This is a genomic window from Nesterenkonia sp. PF2B19 (assembly GCF_001758425.2).
GTDB lineage: Bacteria > Actinomycetota > Actinomycetes > Actinomycetales > Micrococcaceae > Nesterenkonia > Nesterenkonia aethiopica.
This window is the reverse complement of the sequence record NZ_MDSS02000067.1, coordinates 1-19,159: the sequence shown is the minus strand read 5'-3', so window position 1 is coordinate 19,159 and position 19,159 is coordinate 1. Positions and strand designations below refer to the sequence as shown.

Sequence of the window (19,159 nt, the reverse complement as noted above, 5' to 3'; positions counted from 1 at the left end):
CGCAGGCCGCCGTCACCGCCGCCAAGCCGCCCAGCAGCGGGGCCACCAGCCCCAGCAGCGCGGTCCCGGAGGGAGGCTCGGTCACCACCAGCTGCTCCGGCACCCAGTCCCCGGGCAGCACCCCGACGGCGGCGATCACCGTGGTCAGCACCCCCGCCAACAGCCCGGCGAAGGCCAGCACCAGCAGCACCTGGACAAGCCCCAGCATCACGGCCAGCACCAGGAAGCCGCGGGCGGCGCGGGCGTGACGGAGCAGGCGGGGGTCCAGGGGCTTCATGGCAGTCTGCGGGCCCTCAGTGCGCCCCGGCGGGGATGTGGTCACGCGTCAGGCGGCGGCGGAACACCCAGTAGGTCCAGATCTGGTATCCGATCACCAGCGGGGTGACCACCAAGGCGACCCAGAACATCACGGTGAGCGTGTAGTCGGTGGAGCTGGCGTTGACGATGGTCAGCCCACCCTCCCCGGAGGTGGACGGCAGCACATGCGGGAACAGGGACAGGAACAGGGTCACCACGGCCAGCCCGACCGTGGCCGCCATCGCGCCGAAGGCCAGGCCCTCACGGCCGACGGCATTGGCCAGCAGGGCGGCCACCATCGCCAGGGTCGCACCGATGGCCGCCATCAGGGCCGGCAGCGGCTGCCCCGAGAAGGTCTCCAGGTTCAGGGTCCACGCCAGGAACGCGACGGCGGCCACCGCCGCGGGGACCCCGGCGAACCCTGCCAGCCGCCGGGCTCGGCCGCGGATCTCGCCGTCGGTCTTCAGCGCGATGAACACGGCCCCATGGACCAGGCACAGCAAGGTCAGGGTGATCCCGCCCAGCACGGCATACGGGTTGATCAGGTCCAGCAGGGACGCGGTGACGTTGTGGCCGGCGTCCAGGGGCAGACCGCGGACCACGTTGGCGAAGATCAGGCCCCACAGGAAGGCAGGCAGCACCGAGCCGATGATGATCATCCGATCGAAGGTCCGCGTCCACTGCGGGTGCTTGCGCTGGTGCCGGTACTCGAAGCTCACCCCGCGGGCGATCAGCGCCAGCAGGATCAGCAGCAGCGGTAGGTAGAACCCGGAGAACAGGGAGGCGTACCACTCGGGGAAGGCGGCGAAGAGCACCGCCCCGGCCACGATCACCCAGGTCTCGTTGAGGTCCCAGACCGGCCCGATGGTGTTGATCATGACCCGGCGGTCGGTGTCGTCGCGTCCCAGCAGCGGCAGGGACATGCCCACGCCGAAGTCGAAGCCGTCGAGCACGAAGTAGCCGACGAAGAAGAACGCGACCAGCACGAACCAGATCGTGGGGAGGTCGAACTGCGCGGGGTTCAGCAGGGCGAGGTCCATGGCGGGCTCCTGATCAGTACACGACGGCGAGGTCGTCGGAATCGGCGTCGACGTCGTCGTCCAGCTCCGGCGGACCCTCCTGGGCGGCCTTGAGGATGAGCTTGAACTCGACGACGGCGAGGATCCCGTAGATGAGCGTGAAGGCGGCCAGGGAGATCGCCACGTCCAGGCCGGAGACGTTCGGGGACACCGCGGCCTCGGTCTTCATCAGTCCGAAGACGATCCATGGCTGGCGGCCCATCTCGGTGAAGATCCAGCCCACCAGGGAGGCGAGCAGCGGCAGCGGGGCGGCCCAGATGAAGATCCGCCACATCAGCTGCTCCTGGCGGGCCGGCAGCTGCCGCGCGTTCTTCCGGGTCAGCCACAGCCCCACCAGGGAGATCAGGGCGGAGACCGCCCCAAGCCCGATCATCCACCGGAAGGACCAGTAGGTGACCCAGATCAACGGGGTGTAGTCACCGGGGCCGAACTGGGTGACGTACTGGGCCTGCAGGTCGTTGATGCCTTCGACCTCGCCGTCCAGCGTGTGGGTGGACAGCAGGGAGAGCAGGTACGGGATGCGGATGGAGAACAGCTCGGAGGCGCCGTCGGGAGTGCCGAGGGTGAAGATCGAGAAGCTCGCCGCGTTCGTGGTCTCGTAGAGCCCCTCGGCGGCGGCCATCTTCATGGGCTGGGCGTCCACCATCGCCAGGGAGAGCTGATCCCCGGAGACCCCGACGCCCAGGAAGGCGAGCACATTGGCCCAGAGCCCGGTCTTCAGCGCCGGGCGCATCGTCTCTGTGTGCTGGCCGCGGCGCAGGTGCCAGGCGGCGACGGCGATCATCACCGTGGCGGCGAACATGATGGCCGCGAAGATGGTGTGCGGGAAGGCCGCCAGCACCACCGGGTTGCTGAGCACCTCCCACAGGCTGGTCAGCTCGGCGCGTCCACGCTCCATGTTGAAGGTGTAGCCGACCGGGTTCTGCATGAAGGCGTTGGCGGCGAGGATGAAGTAGGCCGAGAGCGTGCTGGCGATGAACACCGTCCAGATGCAGGCCAGATGCGCCAGCCGGGGGATGCGGCCCCAGCCGAAGATCCACAGGCCGATGAAGGTCGCCTCGAAGAAGAACGCGGCCAGACCCTCGATGGCCAGCGGGGCGCCGAAGACGTCTCCGACGAAACGGGAGTACTCGGACCAGTTCATGCCGAACTGGAACTCCTGGACGATGCCGGTGACCACGCCCATGGCGAAGTTGATCAGGAAGATCTTGCCGAACAGCTTGGTCAGCTTCAGGTACTTGACGTCGTCGGTGCGGTGCCAGGCCGTCTGCATGATGGCGGCCATCAGCGCCATCCCGATGGTCAGCGGGACGAACAGGAAGTGGTAGAGCGTGGTCAGTCCGAACTGCCAGCGCGCCAGGGACAGGGGGTCGAAGAGTTCTTCCACGGGGCACACACCAGGGCTCTTGAGAAGGGCCGCGTCACGCGCAGGCAGTGCCGACGTCGGCGCTCAGCGCCGGGCCGGACCGGCCGTCGTGGCGTGGAGGGAGCCGTCCTCGTGACCCGCCTCCCTGTGAATTCTACAGCGTGTAGAAAACTTTTCTACAACGTGTAGAAGTATGACCTCGGGCACCCCTGCCCCTGCGAGGCTCAGCCCAGCCGGCCTCAGCCCAGGGCATCCAGCTGCTCAGCCGCCAGCAGGTCCATCAGCTGATCCGCCAGCTCCGCGGAGATCACCAAGTCATCCACGAAGCCGCCGCGCGCCGCGGCCAGCACCGCCTCCGGATACCCGACCGCGGGCGCGACGGCGAGCACCCGCGTGCGGCGCAGCTGGGCCGGCGTCACCCCGATCACCCGCTCCTCCATGCCGGTGCGCGCCACCCGACCTTGGGCGTCCAACAGGATGCCCGAGCACTCGGCGATCGCCCCGGCGTCGCGCGCCCGCTGCTTCTCCTCATCGCTGACTCGGGCCCAGACTGTGGAGATCCCCGCATCCCAGGCACCGATGGCGATCACCGCGACGTCGAGCTCATCAGCCGCATCCAAGGCGGAGCGCACCTCCGAGGAGGCGCGCAGGGCTGCGGCCACTTCGGGGGACTCCACGATCAGCGGAGTCGGCAGCGGCCAGACCTGGCCACCGGCACGCGCCCCCAGCCGGTGCACCAGGGCGGCCGAGTCCCCCGTGGTGGAGCCCGGCGCGCTGACCGGCCCCACCAGCTGGACGACATCGACCTTGGGCAGCTCCCCGAGATGCTCGGGCAGGTGCATCAGCGTCCTGGACCAGGCCACACCCAGGCGGGCGTCGTCGTGGAGCCGACGCGGCAGCAGGTCGGCGACCTGGCGAGCCAGCGCCGAGCGCAGAGTCTCATCTGAGCGCTGCGCCACCACGGTGACGGTGGAGACCCCCAGGGCGCGGGCGAGATCGTCATGCTCGGCGCCGGCGTCGGACGGGTTGACGATCGTGATGCGCACGATCCCCTCATCCCGCGCCTGGTCCAGCAGACGGGCGATCTGGAAGCGCGAGAGCTCGTGGCGGCGAGCCATCTCCACCTTCGAGAGCCCCTCCAGGTAGTACTCCGTGGCGAGCTCGGCCAGGAGCCCCAGATGGCTCCGCTCGGACTGCGGATCGGTGGTCATCATGCCTCCCATGCTTGCTCATTCGAGCATATATGACTAAAGTCACGTATCACATGAGCGCTAGATCACACTCATATGAGCGCACCCATCGAATCTCTCGCGAGGAACAGACTCCATGACACCCCACGCGACATCCCCCACCGCCGTCCCGGCTGAACCACGGGGCGGGCCCCGCCCCAGCCGCCGCGCGCTCCTCGGAGCAGGACTCGGCGCCGGCCTCACCGCCGCCACGTTCGGCCTCAGCGGCTGCGCCACCACCCGGTCCTCCGGGGCACCCGGGAGAGCATCGTCGTCGCCATCGTCTCCAACCCGCAGATGCAGGACGCGATGGGGCTGATCGACCACTTCCGTGCCGCCCACCCCGACGTCGACGTCCGCTTCGTCTCCCTGCCGGAGAACGAGGCCCGGGCCAAGATCACCGCCTCAGTGGCCTCCGGAGGCGGCGAGTTCGACGTCGTGATGATCTCCAACTACGAGACCCCCATGTGGGCCGCCAACGGCTGGCTCACCGACCTGGACCCCTACATCGCCGAGACCGACCGCTACGACGCCGACGACTTCATCCCCACCATCAAGGAGGCGCTCTCCCACGAGGGCCGCCAGTACTCGGTGCCCTTCTACGGGGAGAGCTCCTTCCTGGTCTACCGCCGAGACCTCTTCGAGCAGGCCGGACTCCAGATGCCCCGGCAGCCCACCTGGGACCAGGTCCGCGAGTTCGCCGCCGCCCTCCATGCCCCCGAGGACGGCGTCTCCGGCATCGCCCTGCGCGGGCTGGCCGGATGGGGCGAGGTCCTGGCCCCGCTGAACACCGTGATCAACACCTTCGGGGGCCGCTGGTTCGACCCGGACTGGCGCCCCATGCTCGACACCCCCGAGGTCGAGGCGGCCGTGAGCACCTACGTGGACACCGTCCGCACCTGGGGACAGCCCGGGGCCGCCACCTCCGGATTCGGCGACTGCCTCACCCGCGTCAGCCAGGGCGACGCCGCCATGTGGTACGACGCCTCCTCCATGGTCTCCGGCATCGAGAACCCGGCCTCCTCCACCGTGGTGGGCGACGTCGACTACGCCCTGGCCCCCGTGGTGGAGACCGACGACGCCGGCTGGCTCTACGCCTGGAGCCTCGCCATTCCGGAGACCAGCCGGCACAAGCAGGCCGCCTGGGACTTCATCGCCTGGATGACCCACCCCGACTACTTCCGGCTCGTGGGCGAGGAGCTCAGCTGGGAGGCCCTGCCGCCCGGTTCACGGCTGTCCACCTATGAGATCCCCGAGTACGCCGAGCTCGCCGAGAACTACGCCGAACCCACCCTGCACTCCATGGATCGCGCCACCCAGGAGAACTGCATGGTCCACGAAGTCCCCTACCCGGGACTGCAGTTCGTCGGCATCCCCGAGTTCCAGGACCTCGGCACCCGAGTCGGCCAGCAGATCTCCGCGGCCGTGGCCGGACGGCAGAGCGTCGCCGACGCCCTGCGCCAGTCCCAGACCTTCGCCGAATCCGTCGCCCGCACCTACGGATGGGAGGGATGAGCCATGAGCGTCCCCACTGACACCCGCACCGACACCTCCAGCACGTCGCGCCCCGGAGCCTCGTCAGGCCGGGCAGGTCCGGCAGGACACGACCACCGCACCGCCCGCGCCGCCGCACGGGCCGAGGCTCGCCGGCGTCGGCTCCCTCTGCTGCCGGCCCTGCTGTTCGTCATCGTCTGCACTCAGGTGCCGTTCCTGCTGACCATCTGGTACTCGCTGCGCTCCCGGAACCTGCTGCGCCCCGAAGGCGACCAGTTCGTGGGCCTGCAGAACTTCGCCGACCTCTTCATCGACTCCACGTTCCGCACCGCGGCGCTGAACTCGGTGCTCATCACCCTGGGCTGTGTGGCCGTCTCCGTGCTGCTCGGGCTCGGCCTCGCCCTGCTGTTGGACCGCGAGTTCGCCGGACGCGGCGTGGTGCGCACCCTGCTGATCACCCCGTTCCTCATCATGCCGGTGGCCGGAGCCATGCTGTGGAGCATCTCCCTGTTCAACCCCACCTACGGCCTGGTGAACTGGCTGATCGGACTCATCGGGCTCGGTCCGGTGGACTGGACCTCCCAGCACCCGATCTTCTCCATCCTGGTGGCGCTGGTCTGGCAGTGGACCCCGTTCATGATGCTGCTCCTGCTGGCCGGGCTGCAGTCCCAGTCCAAGGACGTCCTCGAAGCCGCCTCCATCGACGGCGCCGGGCCGCTGAAGACCTTCCTGTTCGTCACCCTGCCGCACCTGCGGTTCTACCTGGAGCTCTCCGTGCTGCTGGGGGCGATCTACGTGGTCAACACCTTCGACCACATCTACCTGATGACCGCAGGCGGGCCCGGCACCGCGAGCGCGAACCTGCCCTTCTACATCTACCAGCGGGCCTTCCTCGGCTTCGACATCGGCCAGTCCGCCGCCATGGGTGTGGTCACCGTGATCGCCACCATCGTCATCTCCCTGCTGGCCCTGCGGCTGATCTTCCGCAGCATCAACTCCAAGGAGCAGTCATGACCGCCGTCGCCGAGACCACGACCGCAGGCCGGACCCGGGCCGGACGGCACGCCGTCGTCGGGAAGCTGCTGACCGGGCTGGCCTGGTTCGCGGCGTTCATCTTCTTCGCCCCGGTGCTGTGGATGCTGCTGACCAGCATCAAGCAGGAGTCCGACGCCGCCTCCTCACCGCCGAGCTTCCTATTCAGCCCGACCCTGGACCAGTACCGGGCCGTCTTCACCTCCGAGGCCGGGGCGTACTTCCTGAACTCGGTGATCGCCACCGCAGTGTCCACCCTGCTGGTGCTGGCCCTGGCTGTGCCGGCCGCCTATGCGCTGAGCATCCGGCCGGTGAAGCGCACCCAGGACGTGCTGTTCTTCTTCATCTCCACCAAGATGCTGCCGGTGGTCGCGGTGATCATGCCGATCTACGTGATCGCCGGGCAGATCCGGATGCTGGACAACATCGTCACGCTGATCATCCTCTACACGGCCATGAACCTGCCGATCGCGGTGTGGATGATGCGTTCCTTCTTCCTGGAGGTGCCCGGCGAGGTGCTCGAGGCGGCCTCCATGGACGGCGCCTCCCTGATGCTGACGATGCGCCGGGTGCTGATCCCCATGGTGAGCCCCGGCATCGCCGCCACCGCCCTGATCTGCGTGATCTTCGCCTGGAACGAGTTCTTCTTCGCCCTGAACCTCACCGCCGCGAACGCCGCCACCGTGCCGATCTACCTGATGAGCACCATGACCTCGGAGGGGCAGTTCCTCGCCCAGCTCTCCGCGGCCTCGGTGCTGGCCTCGCTGCCGGTGGTGCTGGCCGGCTGGTTCGCCCAGAAGCAGCTGGTCCGCGGCCTGTCGATGGGCGCCGTGAAATGAGCCGACCGCGCTCCGCAGCCCCGACGTCCGCCCCCTCCCCCTCAGGCAGAGAGGACCCCACGATGACCCCCACCATGCGTGCCGCCGTGCTGCAGGCCCCCGGCGAGATCACCGTGGAGGAGCGGCCCGTCCCGCTCCCGAACCCCGGGGACGTGCTGGTGCGGGTCACCGCCGTGGGCATCTGCGGCTCCGACGTCCACTACTACCGGGAGGGGAGGATCGGGCCCTTCGTGGTGGAGGAGCCGCTGGTGCTCGGCCATGAGAGCGCCGGCGTCGTGGCCGCCGTCGGGGACGGCGTGGACGCCTCCCGGATCGGCGAGCGGGTCTCGGTGGAGCCGCAGCGCATCGACTGGTCCTCCACCCAGGCCCGCGCCGGGCGGTACAACCTGGACCCGCAGGTGCAGTTCTTCGCCACCCCGCCCGTGGACGGTGCGTTCGCCGAGTACGTGACGATCCCGGCGATGTTCGCCCACCGGCTGCCGGAGGGGATCTCCGACGAGGCCGGCGCCCTGCTGGAGCCGCTGTCGGTGGCGGTGGCCGCTGCGCGGAAGTCCCGCCTCGGCGTCGGGGATCACGTGCTGGTCACCGGGGCCGGTCCCATCGGGCTGATCCTCACCCAGGTGGCCCGGGCCCTCGGAGCCGCCGAAGTGACGGTGACCGATGTGTCCCCGGAGCGGCTGAGCCTGGCCGAGGCGCACGGGGCGACCGCCGCACTCGACGCCGGCACGGACCTGTCCGGGCTGGGGGCCGACGTGCTGCTGGAGGCCTCCGGGGCGCCGTCGGCGATCACCGCGGGGCTGCGCGCACTGGGCCCGGCCGGGCGCGCGGTGCTGATCGGCATGGGGGCCGATGACGTGACCATCCCGCTGTCCGCGGTGCAGAACCGGGAGCTGGAGGTCACCGGGGTGTTCCGCTACGCCAACACCTGGCCGACCGCGATCGAGCTGGTGCGCTCCGGCCGCGTGGACCTGGACCGACTCATCACGGGACGCTTCAGCCTGGAACAGACCGCCGAGGCGCTCGAGGCCGCAGCCGACCCGCGCACGCTGAAGGCGATCGTGCACCCGTCCTGATGCGTTGCCTCTGCGGTTTGGGCCCTTTTGAGCCCGCATCACGCCTGAAAAGGGCCCAAACCGCGGAGACAACGCTCACGAGCGAGCCGGATCCGCTCCACCACTCGGACGAATCCCTCTCGGAGATCCTCGGAGTTCGCCAGGATGACGGTCCACCCGGCACGCTCGAACGCATGGTTCCGGCGCTGGTCGCGGGCCTGCTGAGCCGCGCTGAAGTGCGTACCGCCGTCGTACTGGATGACGATCTTCAGCTCTGGGTAGCCGAGGTCGCCCGGGTAGGGGCTCCCCGGCGTGGGGCGCACCTGAAGCATCGGCTCAGGCAGGCCCGTGTCCTGGATCGCCAGCCGCAGCAGCGTCTCCGGCCGCGAATCCGCCCCTACTCGGACTCTCTCGACGGCCCGACGCCCCTTCACGATGCCCTTGGTCTTCCTGTGCGCCGCCACGAGATCCGCCAGGGATTCTCGAGTCTCCCACGGCTGATCGCGCCCCTCGAGTTCCGGGTACGGACTCCGGACGAGCTGATCTCCGAGGGCGACCAGTTCGCGCTCCGGGAGACGACCCATCAGGTCGAAGAAGATCCGTGCGGGACGGCTGACCCACAGGGCGCCGTGCCGAACGACTTCACCCTCTTCGGCGACCACCATGTGCGGAACGAGTCCGGCCACTCGCTCCGCCCCCGTCGAATGCCCCCGTCGGCTGAGATGGACGATGTCCGGCTCATCGGCCCAAGACGGCAGGTGAAGTCCGAAGATGCGTGCCGCTGTCGAATGACTGAACCACGTGGATCGGTATTCCTCCTGCACCGTCTTCAGCAGCCGAAACCACTCGGGGCTCCCAGCGTCAGGGATCGGAGCCGTCAGAGGCTCGATGTCGGCAGAGCCGACCCATTCATACAGTCCACGGCCCACGCGTCGCATGTCTCGGGCACGAAGCCGCTTCGGAGGGACCCCCAGCGCTTCGGCCTGACGTCTAGAGAAGACACCGTCTCGCAGCTGCGGGGGCAGAGGACGCGGCGTCTTCATGGCTCTCAGCCTGCCCGATCACGCCGCCCCGTGTCCGCCGCCGTGGGCACCCTGTGGAAAACTGCTTTCCGACCAGATTGCCTCCGCGGTTTGGGCCCTTATGAGCCCGCATCAGACCTGAAAAGGCACGCGGAGGCAACGCAGGCGCAGCAGGGGAGGGCTACTCCTGGGAGAGGCCCGCCGCGGGCTGGGTCCTCCCCAGAGCGCGAGCCGCAGCGCCGGAGGCGACGACGCGGCGGCCAGCGCCGCTGCGGCGATCAGCCCCAGCCGACCCCAGGGCACCGCGAGCGCGACGCCCATGACGTCCTCGGCCACCAGGGAGGAGACCCCCGCCCAGCCGAAGAACACGCCCAGCCCGCCGCCGATCAGCAGGGCCACCACGGCCATCAGCACCGCCTCGGTGGACACCAGACGACGCACCCCTCCCCGACTCAGGCCCAGCGCCCGCAGCAGAGCCGCCTCGCGGCGCCGTTCGAACACCGAGAGCGCCAGCGTGTTGGAGACCCCGATCACTGCGACCACCACGGAGGCGGCCAGCAGGATCAGCACCACCAGCAGCACCGTGTCGATCACTCCGGAGATCGAAGCCCGGGACAGGGCCGCCTCCACCGTGGCCGGGGTCTCCGCGCCCGCCACATCGGTGAGTGTGCCGCTGACCTGCATCACCTCATCCACCGTGGCGGTGTCGCTGAAGCGCATCCAGGTCTGCCCCTCGGCCTCCTGCAGATCCCAGCCGGCGGCGGAGCTGACCACCACGGTGCCGGGGGGCAGCCATCCGGCCATCTCGCCCTGGACCTGCAGCGGTTCCTCGCCGGCGGCCTTCAGCGTCACCGTCGCCGTCTCGCCCCACTGCGCCACCGGCTGCTCGCCCTCGTAGAAGGAGGCCGAGAGCAGAGCCTGTCCCGGCTCGGGCAGCAGGTCGTCCCGCCGCGCGATCTCGGCCACCGTCTCGGCGGAGGCCGCCACCACCTGCGCCGGGGCCTGTGCACCGTCCTCGGTGGTCTCCTCGGCGGGCTCCCCCGGCACCGTGGCGGAGCCGGTCACGGCGTCTTCGGCGTCCACCGCGGCGCCGACGTCCGCGGAGGCCACCGCGGCGTCCACCGGGTAGCGGTCGGCCTGCTCCTCATCCAGGGAACGCTGCGCGGTGGCGGCCCCCACCGTCATGGTGACCACCAGGGTGACGCCGATCAGCAGCGCCGAGGTGGTGGTGGTCAGTCGCCCCGGGGTCTGCCGGGCGTTCTGCGCCACCAGCCGGGGCACTTCTCCGCCGGTGATCCGGGCCAGCAGCAGCCCCAGGCCACGCACCACGGCGGGCACGATCGCCCGAGCCGCCAGCAGCACCCCGAGGAATCCGAGCATCGCCCCGGCCACACCCAGCAGGGGGCTGTGCAGCAGCGCGGCGGCCACCACGGCTCCCAGCCCCAGCACGCCCAGCACCACGCCGATCGTCGTCCGCACTCGCGGCACCCCACCCTCGGCGGGGGCGACGTCGGCGGGCCGCAGCGCCTGCATCGGTGAGGTCCGGCCGGCACGCAGGGCGGGGAACAGGCTGGCCGCTCCCGTCACCACGGTGCCCAGCACCAGGCCCACGACGACGGCGACGACGGTGAGCCGCACGGGGGCGAAGTCCTCCAGCCAGAGGCCTCGGGCGGCGGTGCCGAGCCCGTAGGCGGCGCCGAAGCCGAGCAGCACTCCGACGGCGGAGCCGACGACGCCGAGCAGCGCCCCTTCGGCCAACGTCGCCTGCTTCAGCTGTCGGGCGGTGGCACCCACGGCGCGCAGAAGCGCCAGCGTGGACATCCGCGAGGCCACCAGCACCCCGAAGGTGTTGGTGATGACCAGCCCGGCCACGAAGACGGCGATCGCCCCGAAGCCCAGCCCGATGGTCACCAGGATGTCGCTGGTGCCGGCGAGGTCCTCCAGCCAGGCCTCCACAATCTCCTCATGGGTGAGCACCGAGGCCTCCGGAGCGTGCTGCTCGATCAGATCCTGGATCTGCTCCTGGACGATCCGTTGCGCACCGGCGTCGCCATGCAGGCTCTCGGCCAGCACCACGCGGATGGACTCCGGGAAGGCCTCCTCGGGGAATGCGTCCATGCCGGCGGGCGAGACGAACGCGGATCCGGCGCGCTGGATGCCGCTGATCAGGCCCACCACAGTGTAGGGGTCCCCGGCGTCGCCGGTTGCGGGATCCTCAGGTGTCACAGCATCGCCCACCGTGAGGCCATAGGCGTCGGCGAACTGCTCCGTGACCGTGATCTCGTCGGCCGCCTCGGCCGCACGGCCCTCGGTGAACTCCACCGGCAGATGCTCGGGCAGCTCGGAGACGCCCAGGAAGCCGTCCCGGCCCCCGATCTCTGCCGGGGCGAAGGCGCTGCGGATCAGCTGGGCATCCCCGACGTCGTCGAGGTCCTGGATCTGATCGGCCAGGGCGGCGGGCGTCTGCGGGTCGTCCACCAGGCCCGAGACCTCCACCATCAGGTCCGCCCCGGCGGCCTCCGCCTCCGCCTGAGACTCCATGGTGCGGCTGAAGGCGTCGACCATCAGCAGGGAGGTGACCACGAAGGCCACCGCCACGGCGATGGCGGCACCCGCCGCGAACAGCCGAGTGCCGCCGGAGCGCAGGTTCGCGCGCAGCACGGGGTTCATCGGCCGACCTCGATCATCGCGGCGGCCAGCTGCGCGGCGGTGGCGCCTCGAGGGTGTCCACCAGCCGGCCATCGGCCAGCAGGACGGTCCGGTCGGCACGCGCCGCGGCGCCGGCGTCGTGGGTGACCATGATGACGGTCTGGCCGAACTCGTCGACGGCGGCGCGCAGCAGGTCCAGCACCTCCGCCCCGGCGGCCTGGTCCAGGTTGCCGGTGGGCTCGTCGGCGAAGATTACGTCCGGGCGGGAGACCAGGGCTCGGGCCACGGCCACACGCTGCTGCTGGCCGCCGGAGAGCTCGAAGGGCCGGTGGTGGAGCCGCTCAGTCAGCCCCAGTCGCTCGGCCACCAGCTCCAGGAAAGCCCGGTCCACGCTGGCGCGGCCGAGCCGGGAGGGCAGCAGGATGTTCTCCTGGGCGGTCATGGAGGGCACCAGGTTGTAGGCCTGGAAGATGAAGCCGATGCGCTCCCGGCGCACGCGGGTCAGCCGCCGGTCGTCCAGGCCGGTGAGCTCCACGTCGCCGACGATCACACTGCCGCCGTCGGGGGCGTCGAGTCCAGCCAGCACGTGCATCAGGGTGGACTTCCCGGAGCCGGAGGGGCCCATCACCGCGGTGAAGCGGGCGGCGGGGATCTCCAGGCTGAGGCGCTTCAGCGGGCGGACGGCGGCGTCCCCGGTGCCGTAGGTCTTGATCAGGTCGGTCGCCTTCACGGCGACGGCGGATGTGTGCGTCATGGGATCCACGGTACGGTCGCCCCAGGTCAGCCCACATCGGAGCACAGGATGGTCTCGGTCTCATCCTGCGGGATGAGAGATCAGTGGCCCACCAGCCCGGAGTCGTAGGCGAAGACCACCGCCTGCACCCGGTCGCGGACCTCCAGCTTGGTCAACACATGCCCCACGTGAGTCTTCACCGTGGCTTCGGAGAGGAACAGGCGGCGGGCGATCTCCGCATTGGAGTCGCCGGTGGCCATCTCCTGGAGGATCTCGGCCTCCCGGGCGGTGAGGGTCTCCAGCTTCTCCTGCTGGGCGGCGGTGGGCTGCCGCCGTCGGGAACCCAGCAGGGTGGTCTCCAGCAGCCGCCGGGTGGTGGTGGGCGCGATGACCGCTCCCCCGGTGGTCACGGTGCGGATGGAGTCCAGCAGGATCTCCGGCTGGACGTCCTTGAGCAGGAACCCGGAGGCCCCGGCCCGCAGCGCCTCCACGGCGTACTCGTCGGTGTCGAAGGTGGTGAGCACGATGATCTTGGGCGCCTGCTCCCCGGCGGAGGTGAGGCGGCGGGTCGCCTCCAGGCCGTCGAGCACCGGCATGCGGATGTCCATGAGGACGACGTCGGGGGCGTGCGCGGCGACGGCGTCGAGGGCCTGCTGGCCGTCGCCGGCCTGAGCGACCACGTGCATGTCGGGCTGGGAGTCGATGACCATGGCGAACCCGGCGCGCAGCAGCGCCTGGTCGTCGGCCAGCAGCACCGACGTGGAAGTGGTGGACATCAGGACTCCTTCTCGATGGTGAGCGGGATGCGGGCGACGACGTCGAAGCCGCCGGCATGGGCGCGCGTCTGGACGTCTCCGCCGTGGAGACGGGCCCGTTCGGCCATCCCCAGCAGTCCGGAGCCGGCGCCGTCGCCCTCGGCCCGGGCGCCCCGGCCGGTGTCGCGCACCTCGATGACCAGCCAGCCGTCCTCGGCGGAGAGCGTGACCTCGGCGGTGGCGCCGGGCCCGCCGTGCTTCAGGGTGTTCGTCAGGGCTCCTGGATGATCCGGTGCACCGCCAGCGCGGCCCCCTCGGCGAGCGGGGGCCCGCCGGGCAGGGCCTCGGCCACGCGGTCGGTGAACGTCACCTCCAGACCGGCGGCGCGGACGTCCGTGATCATCCGCTCCAGGTCCTCCAGCCCCGGGCCGGCTGCACCAGCAGGGATTCGCGCTCCTCGCGCAGCACTCCCAGCATGCGGCGCATCTCGGTCAGCGCCTCCCGGCCGGTGCGCCCGATGGTCTCGAAGGCCCCGGCGGCGGCCTGCGGGTCCTGGGCCACCACGTAGCGTCCGCCGTCGGCCTGGGCGATCATCACGGACATCGAGTGGCTGACGACGTCGTGCATCTCCCGGGCGATGCGCATCCGTTCGGCGTCCGCGGCCAGCCGGGTCTCGTGGTCGCGTTCGCGCTCCAGCAGCTCGTTGCGCTCGGTGATGGCGGCGATCTCCCGACGACGGCGCCCCGCCAGGTCGCCCAGCAGCCAGGCCACCATGGCGACGGCGGCGGCGAAGCCGGTCATCAGCAGCACCACGAAGAGGGTCTCCAGGCGGATCGCGTAGGCCGGGAGCACCAGGAGCTGCTGGACGAGCGCGTAGAGTCCCAGCAGGACCGCCCCGGCCAGCGCCACTCCCAGGTAGAGCCGTGAGGCCCGGCGGCTGCCGAACTTGGCCACCGAGTACAGCACGAACGGCACGGTGAAGGCGCTGAAGCCGGGGCCCACCAGGGTGAGGATCTGCCCCAGCGCCCCGAGGGCGATCAGCCCGGCGGCCCAGGCAGGCCGCATGCGGCGCACCGTCAGCGGCAGGATGGTCAGCAGGTCCAGCGCGAAGACCAGCCCCCAAGGGGCGGGGCCGCCGAAGAACGTGTACCCCTGGTTCTGGGCCGCCGAGAGCACGGACAGCAGGGTCAGCGGCAACGCAATGAGGCCGCCGTCGATGATCCACGGGCGCTGGGTCAGCCCCTGACCGAGACGGACGTGCCAGGGGTCGGGCAGCGTGTCATCACGGGCCGCCGACATCTCCGGCCTCCCCCGCGTCCTCCGCAGCATCCTCAGCGTCCTCCGCGGCATCCTCTGGCGTCTCCGCCCCGCGCTGGGGCCAGAGCGACCGTTCCCGCATGACGGCGGCCAGCGCCTCGGCGTCGTCAGTCATCAGACCGTCCACGCCCATGTCAAGGAGTCGGTGCATCTCCACCGGGTCGTCCACCACCCACACGTGCACCTGCAGCCCGGCCCGATGGCAGCGACGCAGGAAGCCGGGGGTGACCACGCGGACGGGTCCCTGCTTCACGGGCACCTGGAGGCAGTCGACGTCGGCGGCGCGGCCGGCGAGCGCCCGGGTGAGCCCCAGCGGACCGAGGAAGACGAACAGGGCCGTGGAGGCCCACCCGGCGGAGGAGGCCACCGGGCGGGTGAACCGCTGGACGGTGCGCCGTCGTCGGGCGTCGTGGAAGCTGGCCACCAACACCCGGTCGTGGGCCTGGTGCTCCTCCACGATCCGCACGAACTCGGCGACCGACTCCGCGTCCTTGAGGTCCACGTTGAGGTGGACGTCGTCCCATGCGGTGAGCAGGTCCTCGAAGCGCACCAGCCGGGCGTCGGCGTCCCCGGCGCGGCCGGCGGGTCCCACGCGCAGGCGGGAGAGCTCGTCCCAGGTCTTCTCGCGGAGCTTCCCGCTGCCGTCGGTGACGCGGTCGAGCGACTCGTCGTGGAAGACTACCAGGGTGCCGCAGGCGGCGGTGCGGACGTCGATCTCCAGATAGCGGTAGCCGAGCGCCACGGCCCGCCGGAAGGCGCCCATGGTGTTCTCCCGCGTCGGGTCGGCTCCGCGGTGGGCGAAGGCGAGGACGCGTCCCTGCAGGGGGCCGGGCTCGGTGTTCAGGAGGTACCGCACAGGACACCGTCTCCGCCGTCGAGCAGGTCCTCCAGCACCTGCGCGACGCCGTCCTCGTCGCAGTCGGCCGTCAGATGCTGAGCCGCCGAGCGCGCCATGGGGTGGGCGGAGCCGACCGCCCAGGAGGTGCCGGCCCATTGCAGCATCTCGATGTCGTTGGGCATGTCCCCGAAGGCGATGACCTGGTCTCGGGTGATGCCTTCGGCGGCGGCGAAGCGACGCAGCGCGGCGGCCTTGTCCACGCCCTTGGCGGAGAGCTCCAACAGGCTGACCCCGGGGGCCGAATGGGTGACCGTGACCAGCGCGCCGACCTTCGCCCGGACCGCCTCCAGGAAGGCGTCGGCGTCCATCACGGTGGTCTTGGCCAGCAGCTTCACCACACCCGAGCCGACTCTGAGGGTCTCCTCCAGGGGGCCGAGGCTGAGCATGTCGTCGGTGACGCCGGCGGCCCGGCGGCGGTCCTCCTCGAAGAAGAGGGAGTCCACCAGGAAGGGCGGTTCGGCGTGGACCTTCTGCAGGGTCTCGGCGGCGAAGCTCGCGTCAGGGTCGATCCGCCGGATCTGCTCCTGCACGGCGAACACGATGTCCTGATCGATGGGGTCCTGGCGCAGCAGCCGGTCCTCGACGAGGTCGTAGACCACCGCCCCGTTGGAGCAGATCACCGGCCCGATGCCGCCGAGCGCATCCGCCACAGGCTTGAGCCAGCGCACCGGCCGGCCGGTCACCAGCACCACGCGCACCCCGGCCGCGCGGGCCGCCCGGAACGCCGCCACGGTGCGTTCGGTGACCACTCCGTCTGTGCGGAGGCGAAGCTGAGGATGGTGCCGTCGATGTCGCTGGCGATCAGCCGGGTCCGCTCCAGCGTGGTCACCGGGGCGCTACGCAGTCCCGGCACCCTCTTCGAGCGCGGCGGCCAGCTCCACCGCCGTCGGGGGCTGGGCGCCGAACCGCGAGGAGGTGATGGACGCCGCCCGCGCGGCGGTGGACAGCACACGGGTGAGCTGCTCCTGGCTGATGTTCTGCAGGGCGGACCGACGGGAGGCGCCGAGCAGGCCCAGCCCGCGCAGCGTGGACAGCGTGGCGGCCATGAAGGAGTCCCCGGCGCCGACGGTGTCGGCCACTTCGATGGAGAAGGCCGGCTGGTCCACGAAGCCGGAGCGGGCCAGCCCCATGGCGCCGGAGGCACCGCGGGTGATGACGACGACGCCGGGACCCAGCTCCAGCCAGGCCTGCATCGTCTCTTCGTAGGGGCGCTCCGGGTAGAGCAGGTCGATGTCGTCGGTGGAGGCCTGGACGACGTCGGCCAGGGAGATGAACTCCTCGGCCTGACCCCGGGCCTCCTCCCTGTTGGGGATGATGGAGGGCCGGTAGTTGGGGTCGTAGCTGATGGTGGCGACATCGCGGGCGCGGTGCAGCAGGCCCTTGACGGTCTCCGCGCCGGGCTGCATCATCGCGCCGATGGAGCCGGTGTGCAGCAGGTCCAGGGCGGGCTCGGTCTCCGGCTTGGCCTCCCGCGCCAGGGCGCAGAACGCCTCCTCCAGCTGAGCGGCCGAGGGCAGCGTCCAGTCCAGGGTGAACTCGTAGCTGGCCTGCCCGGTGGGGTCCAGGGTCGCTTTCGCCACGGAGGTGGGGCTGGCGTCCGGCTCCAGCAGGGCGGTGATGCCCTGACCCCGGAGGCTGCGGGCGATCATGCGCCCGTAGCCGTCCTCTCCGTGCCGCCCGGCGAACACGACGTCGTGCTCGAGCCGGGCCAGGCCGACGGCGACGTTGAAGGGGCTGCCGCCGACATGGGCCTTCGGTTCCGAGGTCTCCGAATGGACCACATCCACCAAGCACTCGCCGATGACCGCCAGGTATGCACTCATGGACCCTAAACTACCGCAGTTGGGCTGACTTGCGGAGGTCGCCCCCGGCGGGCGGCGGGTACTGTCGGTAGGTGCGGTAGGCCTTGGCCTGCACGGCGCGTTGGTAGAGGATCCGACGGAGGTCGCCGTCGGCGTCGTGGAGGAACGGATTGACGATGCGTCCCTGCTCGGCCAGCTCGACGATCCGACGACGCTGCTCGGGGCTGGCGTGCTTCTTCACCAGTGGCAGCGGCAGGGTGGTGTGCAGGGCCGGCTGCTTGGCCACCTGATGATCAGGCCGCCCAGCCCTCCATGGAGGTGCTCCTCCACGTAGAGCGTCGCCGGGTTGACCCCGGAGGCGGTGAGGTAGTGGTGATTGCGGCCCAGCCGGGGGTTGAGCTCGAAGAACTTCGCGACGCCGTCGCGGGGGTCCACCTTGATGTCGAACATGGCAAAGCCGCGCCAGCCGATGGCTCGCAGCAGCGCCGCGCCCTGCTTCTCCACGGCCTCGTCCCGAGAGGTGAGCACCGCCGGAGAGTTGCCTTCGAGCCCGGGAGCGTGGTCTTCGACGACGACCTCGCCATAGGCGGTGAGCCGCACCCGGCCGTTCTGGTCGCAGAAGTAGGTGGCCAGCCGCAGCTGGGAGTCGGGGCCGGGGATGTGCTCCTGGGCGATCAGCGACCCGGTGTAGCCGGCCTCGGAGGCCCGGCTCAGCAGGCTCGTGAGCTCCTCGGCGTCGTCCACGTAGTGGACCTTGCGGCGGCCGGTGAAGCTGATGTCCGCCCAGGCGCCGCCGTCGCCGGCCTTAAGCACCAACGGGTAGACCACACCGGCGCCCGCCAGCTCTTCGGCGACGAACGCCTCCGCGCGCTCGTCGGTGTGGGCGGCACAGTCGTAGACGGCGGTCATCGGGTAGGGGACGCCGAGCTCCCGGCACAGGGCGTAGAAGTTCTCCTTCAGCGCCACCCGGTCCAGCAGCTGCGCGGACGGATAGGGGATCGTGTAGCCGACCTCTTCCAGCTCGGCGCGGTGGTCGACGGCGAAGCGGACCAGGTGGTCGTAGTTGGCCAGCAGCAGCAGCGGACGCCGATGGGCGCCGTCGTCGGTGAGGAGGGCGGCGACCTCCTTGAGCTTGGCGATGACCGGCTCCGGCGTGGTCATCGGGCCCGCGGGGAAGGCCTCCAGGATGCGGGAGTGCTTGAGGTTGCGGTTGACCGCGGTGGGGATCACCGCCGAGATCGCGCCGTAGGCCTCGTGGAACTCGCGCGCCAGCGAGTAGGTGCCCACGTCGCCGCCGGTGATGACCGGGACGAAGGGCTGCTCCTGAGGAATCCGCATGGCCACGACGCTAGCAAAGAACGGTGGATGGAGCCTGGGTGCAGGGCGGCGGCTCGCTGAGGGCCGCTGTTAGGGTCAGAGCATGGAGGAGACTCTGCCCGACGCCGCCCGTGACACCCTGCTGAAGGCCTACCGCGGCTATGCGGCGGCGCCGGTGAGGTCGGTCGAGCAGAAGCGGCAGGCGGCGTCCCTGGCGCAGCTGGCGGCCGCGGCGAAGGGCGCGGGGTGGCCGATGCGCCTGCTGGCCGCGCCGTGCG

General features: G+C 70.6%; 18 protein-coding genes and 2 pseudogenes. 4 read left to right on the top strand and 16 right to left on the bottom strand.

All coding sequences use genetic code 11. The annotated features are described in order from the left end of the window. The 4 genes and pseudogenes from BCY76_RS14990 to BCY76_RS14975 all read right to left on the bottom strand — a co-directional run. Nucleotides 1-277 (bottom strand): annotated as a pseudogene (locus BCY76_RS14990) (thiol reductant ABC exporter subunit CydD); the annotation flags it as partial. Nucleotides 278-293: 16 nt separating this feature from the next. Then, a complete protein-coding gene (cydB, locus tag BCY76_RS14985) occupies nt 294-1,337 on the bottom strand; it encodes a cytochrome d ubiquinol oxidase subunit II (protein WP_070161825.1) in 1,044 nt (347 codons plus the stop codon). A 13-nt stretch (nt 1,338-1,350) separates the two neighbouring features. Then, entirely contained in the window at nt 1,351-2,763 is a 1,413-nt protein-coding gene (locus tag BCY76_RS14980) for a cytochrome ubiquinol oxidase subunit I (protein ID WP_070161823.1), read from the bottom strand. A gap of 218 nt (nt 2,764-2,981) precedes the next feature. Then, complete coding sequence (locus BCY76_RS14975) at nt 2,982-3,956, bottom strand: sugar-binding transcriptional regulator (protein ID WP_070161830.1); 975 nt, start codon at nt 3,954-3,956, stop codon at nt 2,982-2,984. Between the two features lie 312 nt (nt 3,957-4,268). Here BCY76_RS14975 and BCY76_RS14970 point away from each other — a divergent pair, with 312 nt between their 5' ends. The 4 genes from BCY76_RS14970 to BCY76_RS14955 all read left to right on the top strand — a co-directional run bounded on the left by BCY76_RS14970 (nt 4,269) and on the right by BCY76_RS14955 (nt 8,409). Continuing rightward, entirely contained in the window at nt 4,269-5,486 is a 1,218-nt protein-coding gene (locus BCY76_RS14970) for an ABC transporter substrate-binding protein (RefSeq protein WP_201791154.1), read from the top strand. Between the two features lie 3 nt (nt 5,487-5,489). Next, nucleotides 5,490-6,479 (top strand): carbohydrate ABC transporter permease, encoded by a 990-nt coding sequence (locus tag BCY76_RS14965; RefSeq protein WP_070161821.1) that lies wholly within the window; start codon nt 5,490-5,492, stop codon nt 6,477-6,479. Beyond that, nucleotides 6,476-7,336, top strand: a complete 861-nt coding sequence (locus BCY76_RS14960; RefSeq protein ID WP_070161818.1) for a carbohydrate ABC transporter permease — start codon at nt 6,476-6,478, stop codon at nt 7,334-7,336. Before BCY76_RS14965 ends, BCY76_RS14960 begins: the two co-directional genes overlap by 4 nt. Nucleotides 7,337-7,398: 62 nt before the next feature. Next, on the top strand, nt 7,399-8,409 hold the full coding sequence (locus BCY76_RS14955; protein ID WP_201791153.1) for an NAD(P)-dependent alcohol dehydrogenase: 1,011 nt from the start codon (nt 7,399-7,401) through the stop codon (nt 8,407-8,409). Between the two features lie 38 nt (nt 8,410-8,447). Here the strand turns inward: BCY76_RS14955 and BCY76_RS14950 are convergent, their stop codons facing one another. The 12 genes and pseudogenes from BCY76_RS14950 to BCY76_RS14905 all read right to left on the bottom strand — a co-directional run bounded on the left by BCY76_RS14950 (nt 8,448) and on the right by BCY76_RS14905 (nt 18,902). Then, nucleotides 8,448-9,074 (bottom strand): endonuclease domain-containing protein, encoded by a 627-nt coding sequence (locus BCY76_RS14950; RefSeq protein WP_139827833.1) that lies wholly within the window; start codon nt 9,072-9,074, stop codon nt 8,448-8,450. Between the two features lie 468 nt (nt 9,075-9,542). Then, on the bottom strand, nt 9,543-12,080 hold the full coding sequence (locus tag BCY76_RS14945) for an FtsX-like permease family protein (RefSeq protein WP_085437868.1): 2,538 nt from the start codon (nt 12,078-12,080) through the stop codon (nt 9,543-9,545). Nucleotides 12,081-12,093: 13 nt separating this feature from the next. Further along, nucleotides 12,094-12,813 carry an ABC transporter ATP-binding protein gene (locus tag BCY76_RS14940; protein WP_085437867.1) on the bottom strand — a complete coding sequence of 240 codons (720 nt, stop codon included), beginning with the start codon at nt 12,811-12,813 and terminating at the stop codon, nt 12,094-12,096. 80 nt (nt 12,814-12,893) lie between these two features. Continuing rightward, entirely contained in the window at nt 12,894-13,568 is a 675-nt protein-coding gene (locus BCY76_RS14935) for a response regulator (protein WP_070161813.1), read from the bottom strand. Continuing rightward, nucleotides 13,568-13,810, bottom strand: a complete 243-nt coding sequence (locus tag BCY76_RS18265; protein ID WP_336582526.1) for an ATP-binding protein — start codon at nt 13,808-13,810, stop codon at nt 13,568-13,570. The genes BCY76_RS14935 and BCY76_RS18265 overlap by 1 nt, the downstream gene beginning before the upstream one ends. 8 nt (nt 13,811-13,818) lie before the next feature. Further along, entirely contained in the window at nt 13,819-13,950 is a 132-nt protein-coding gene (locus BCY76_RS20060; protein ID WP_272896861.1) for a hypothetical protein, read from the bottom strand. After that, nucleotides 13,947-14,846: a sensor histidine kinase gene (locus BCY76_RS14930; RefSeq protein ID WP_085437866.1), complete on the bottom strand. Its 900-nt coding sequence runs from the start codon at nt 14,844-14,846 to the stop codon at nt 13,947-13,949. Before BCY76_RS14930 ends, BCY76_RS20060 begins: the two co-directional genes overlap by 4 nt. After that, a complete protein-coding gene (locus BCY76_RS14925) occupies nt 14,830-15,720 on the bottom strand; it encodes a glycerophosphodiester phosphodiesterase (RefSeq protein WP_237090207.1) in 891 nt (296 codons plus the stop codon). The genes BCY76_RS14930 and BCY76_RS14925 overlap by 17 nt, the downstream gene beginning before the upstream one ends. Continuing rightward, a pseudogene (locus BCY76_RS14920) lies at nt 15,705-16,523 on the bottom strand (HAD-IIB family hydrolase); the annotation flags it as partial. The gene BCY76_RS14925 and the pseudogene BCY76_RS14920, both read right to left, overlap by 16 nt. A gap of 75 nt (nt 16,524-16,598) precedes the next feature. Then, a complete protein-coding gene (locus BCY76_RS14915) occupies nt 16,599-17,585 on the bottom strand; it encodes a carbohydrate kinase family protein (RefSeq protein ID WP_070161809.1) in 987 nt (328 codons plus the stop codon). A gap of 10 nt (nt 17,586-17,595) precedes the next feature. After that, the gene (locus BCY76_RS14910) at nt 17,596-17,850 is read right to left on the bottom strand and encodes a hypothetical protein (protein ID WP_070161807.1); all 255 of its coding nucleotides are present in this window, start codon (nt 17,848-17,850) and stop codon (nt 17,596-17,598) included. After that, on the bottom strand, nt 17,802-18,902 hold the full coding sequence (locus BCY76_RS14905; RefSeq protein WP_070161806.1) for a carboxylate--amine ligase: 1,101 nt from the start codon (nt 18,900-18,902) through the stop codon (nt 17,802-17,804). The genes BCY76_RS14910 and BCY76_RS14905 overlap by 49 nt, the downstream gene beginning before the upstream one ends. Nucleotides 18,903-19,159 lie beyond the last annotated feature (257 nt).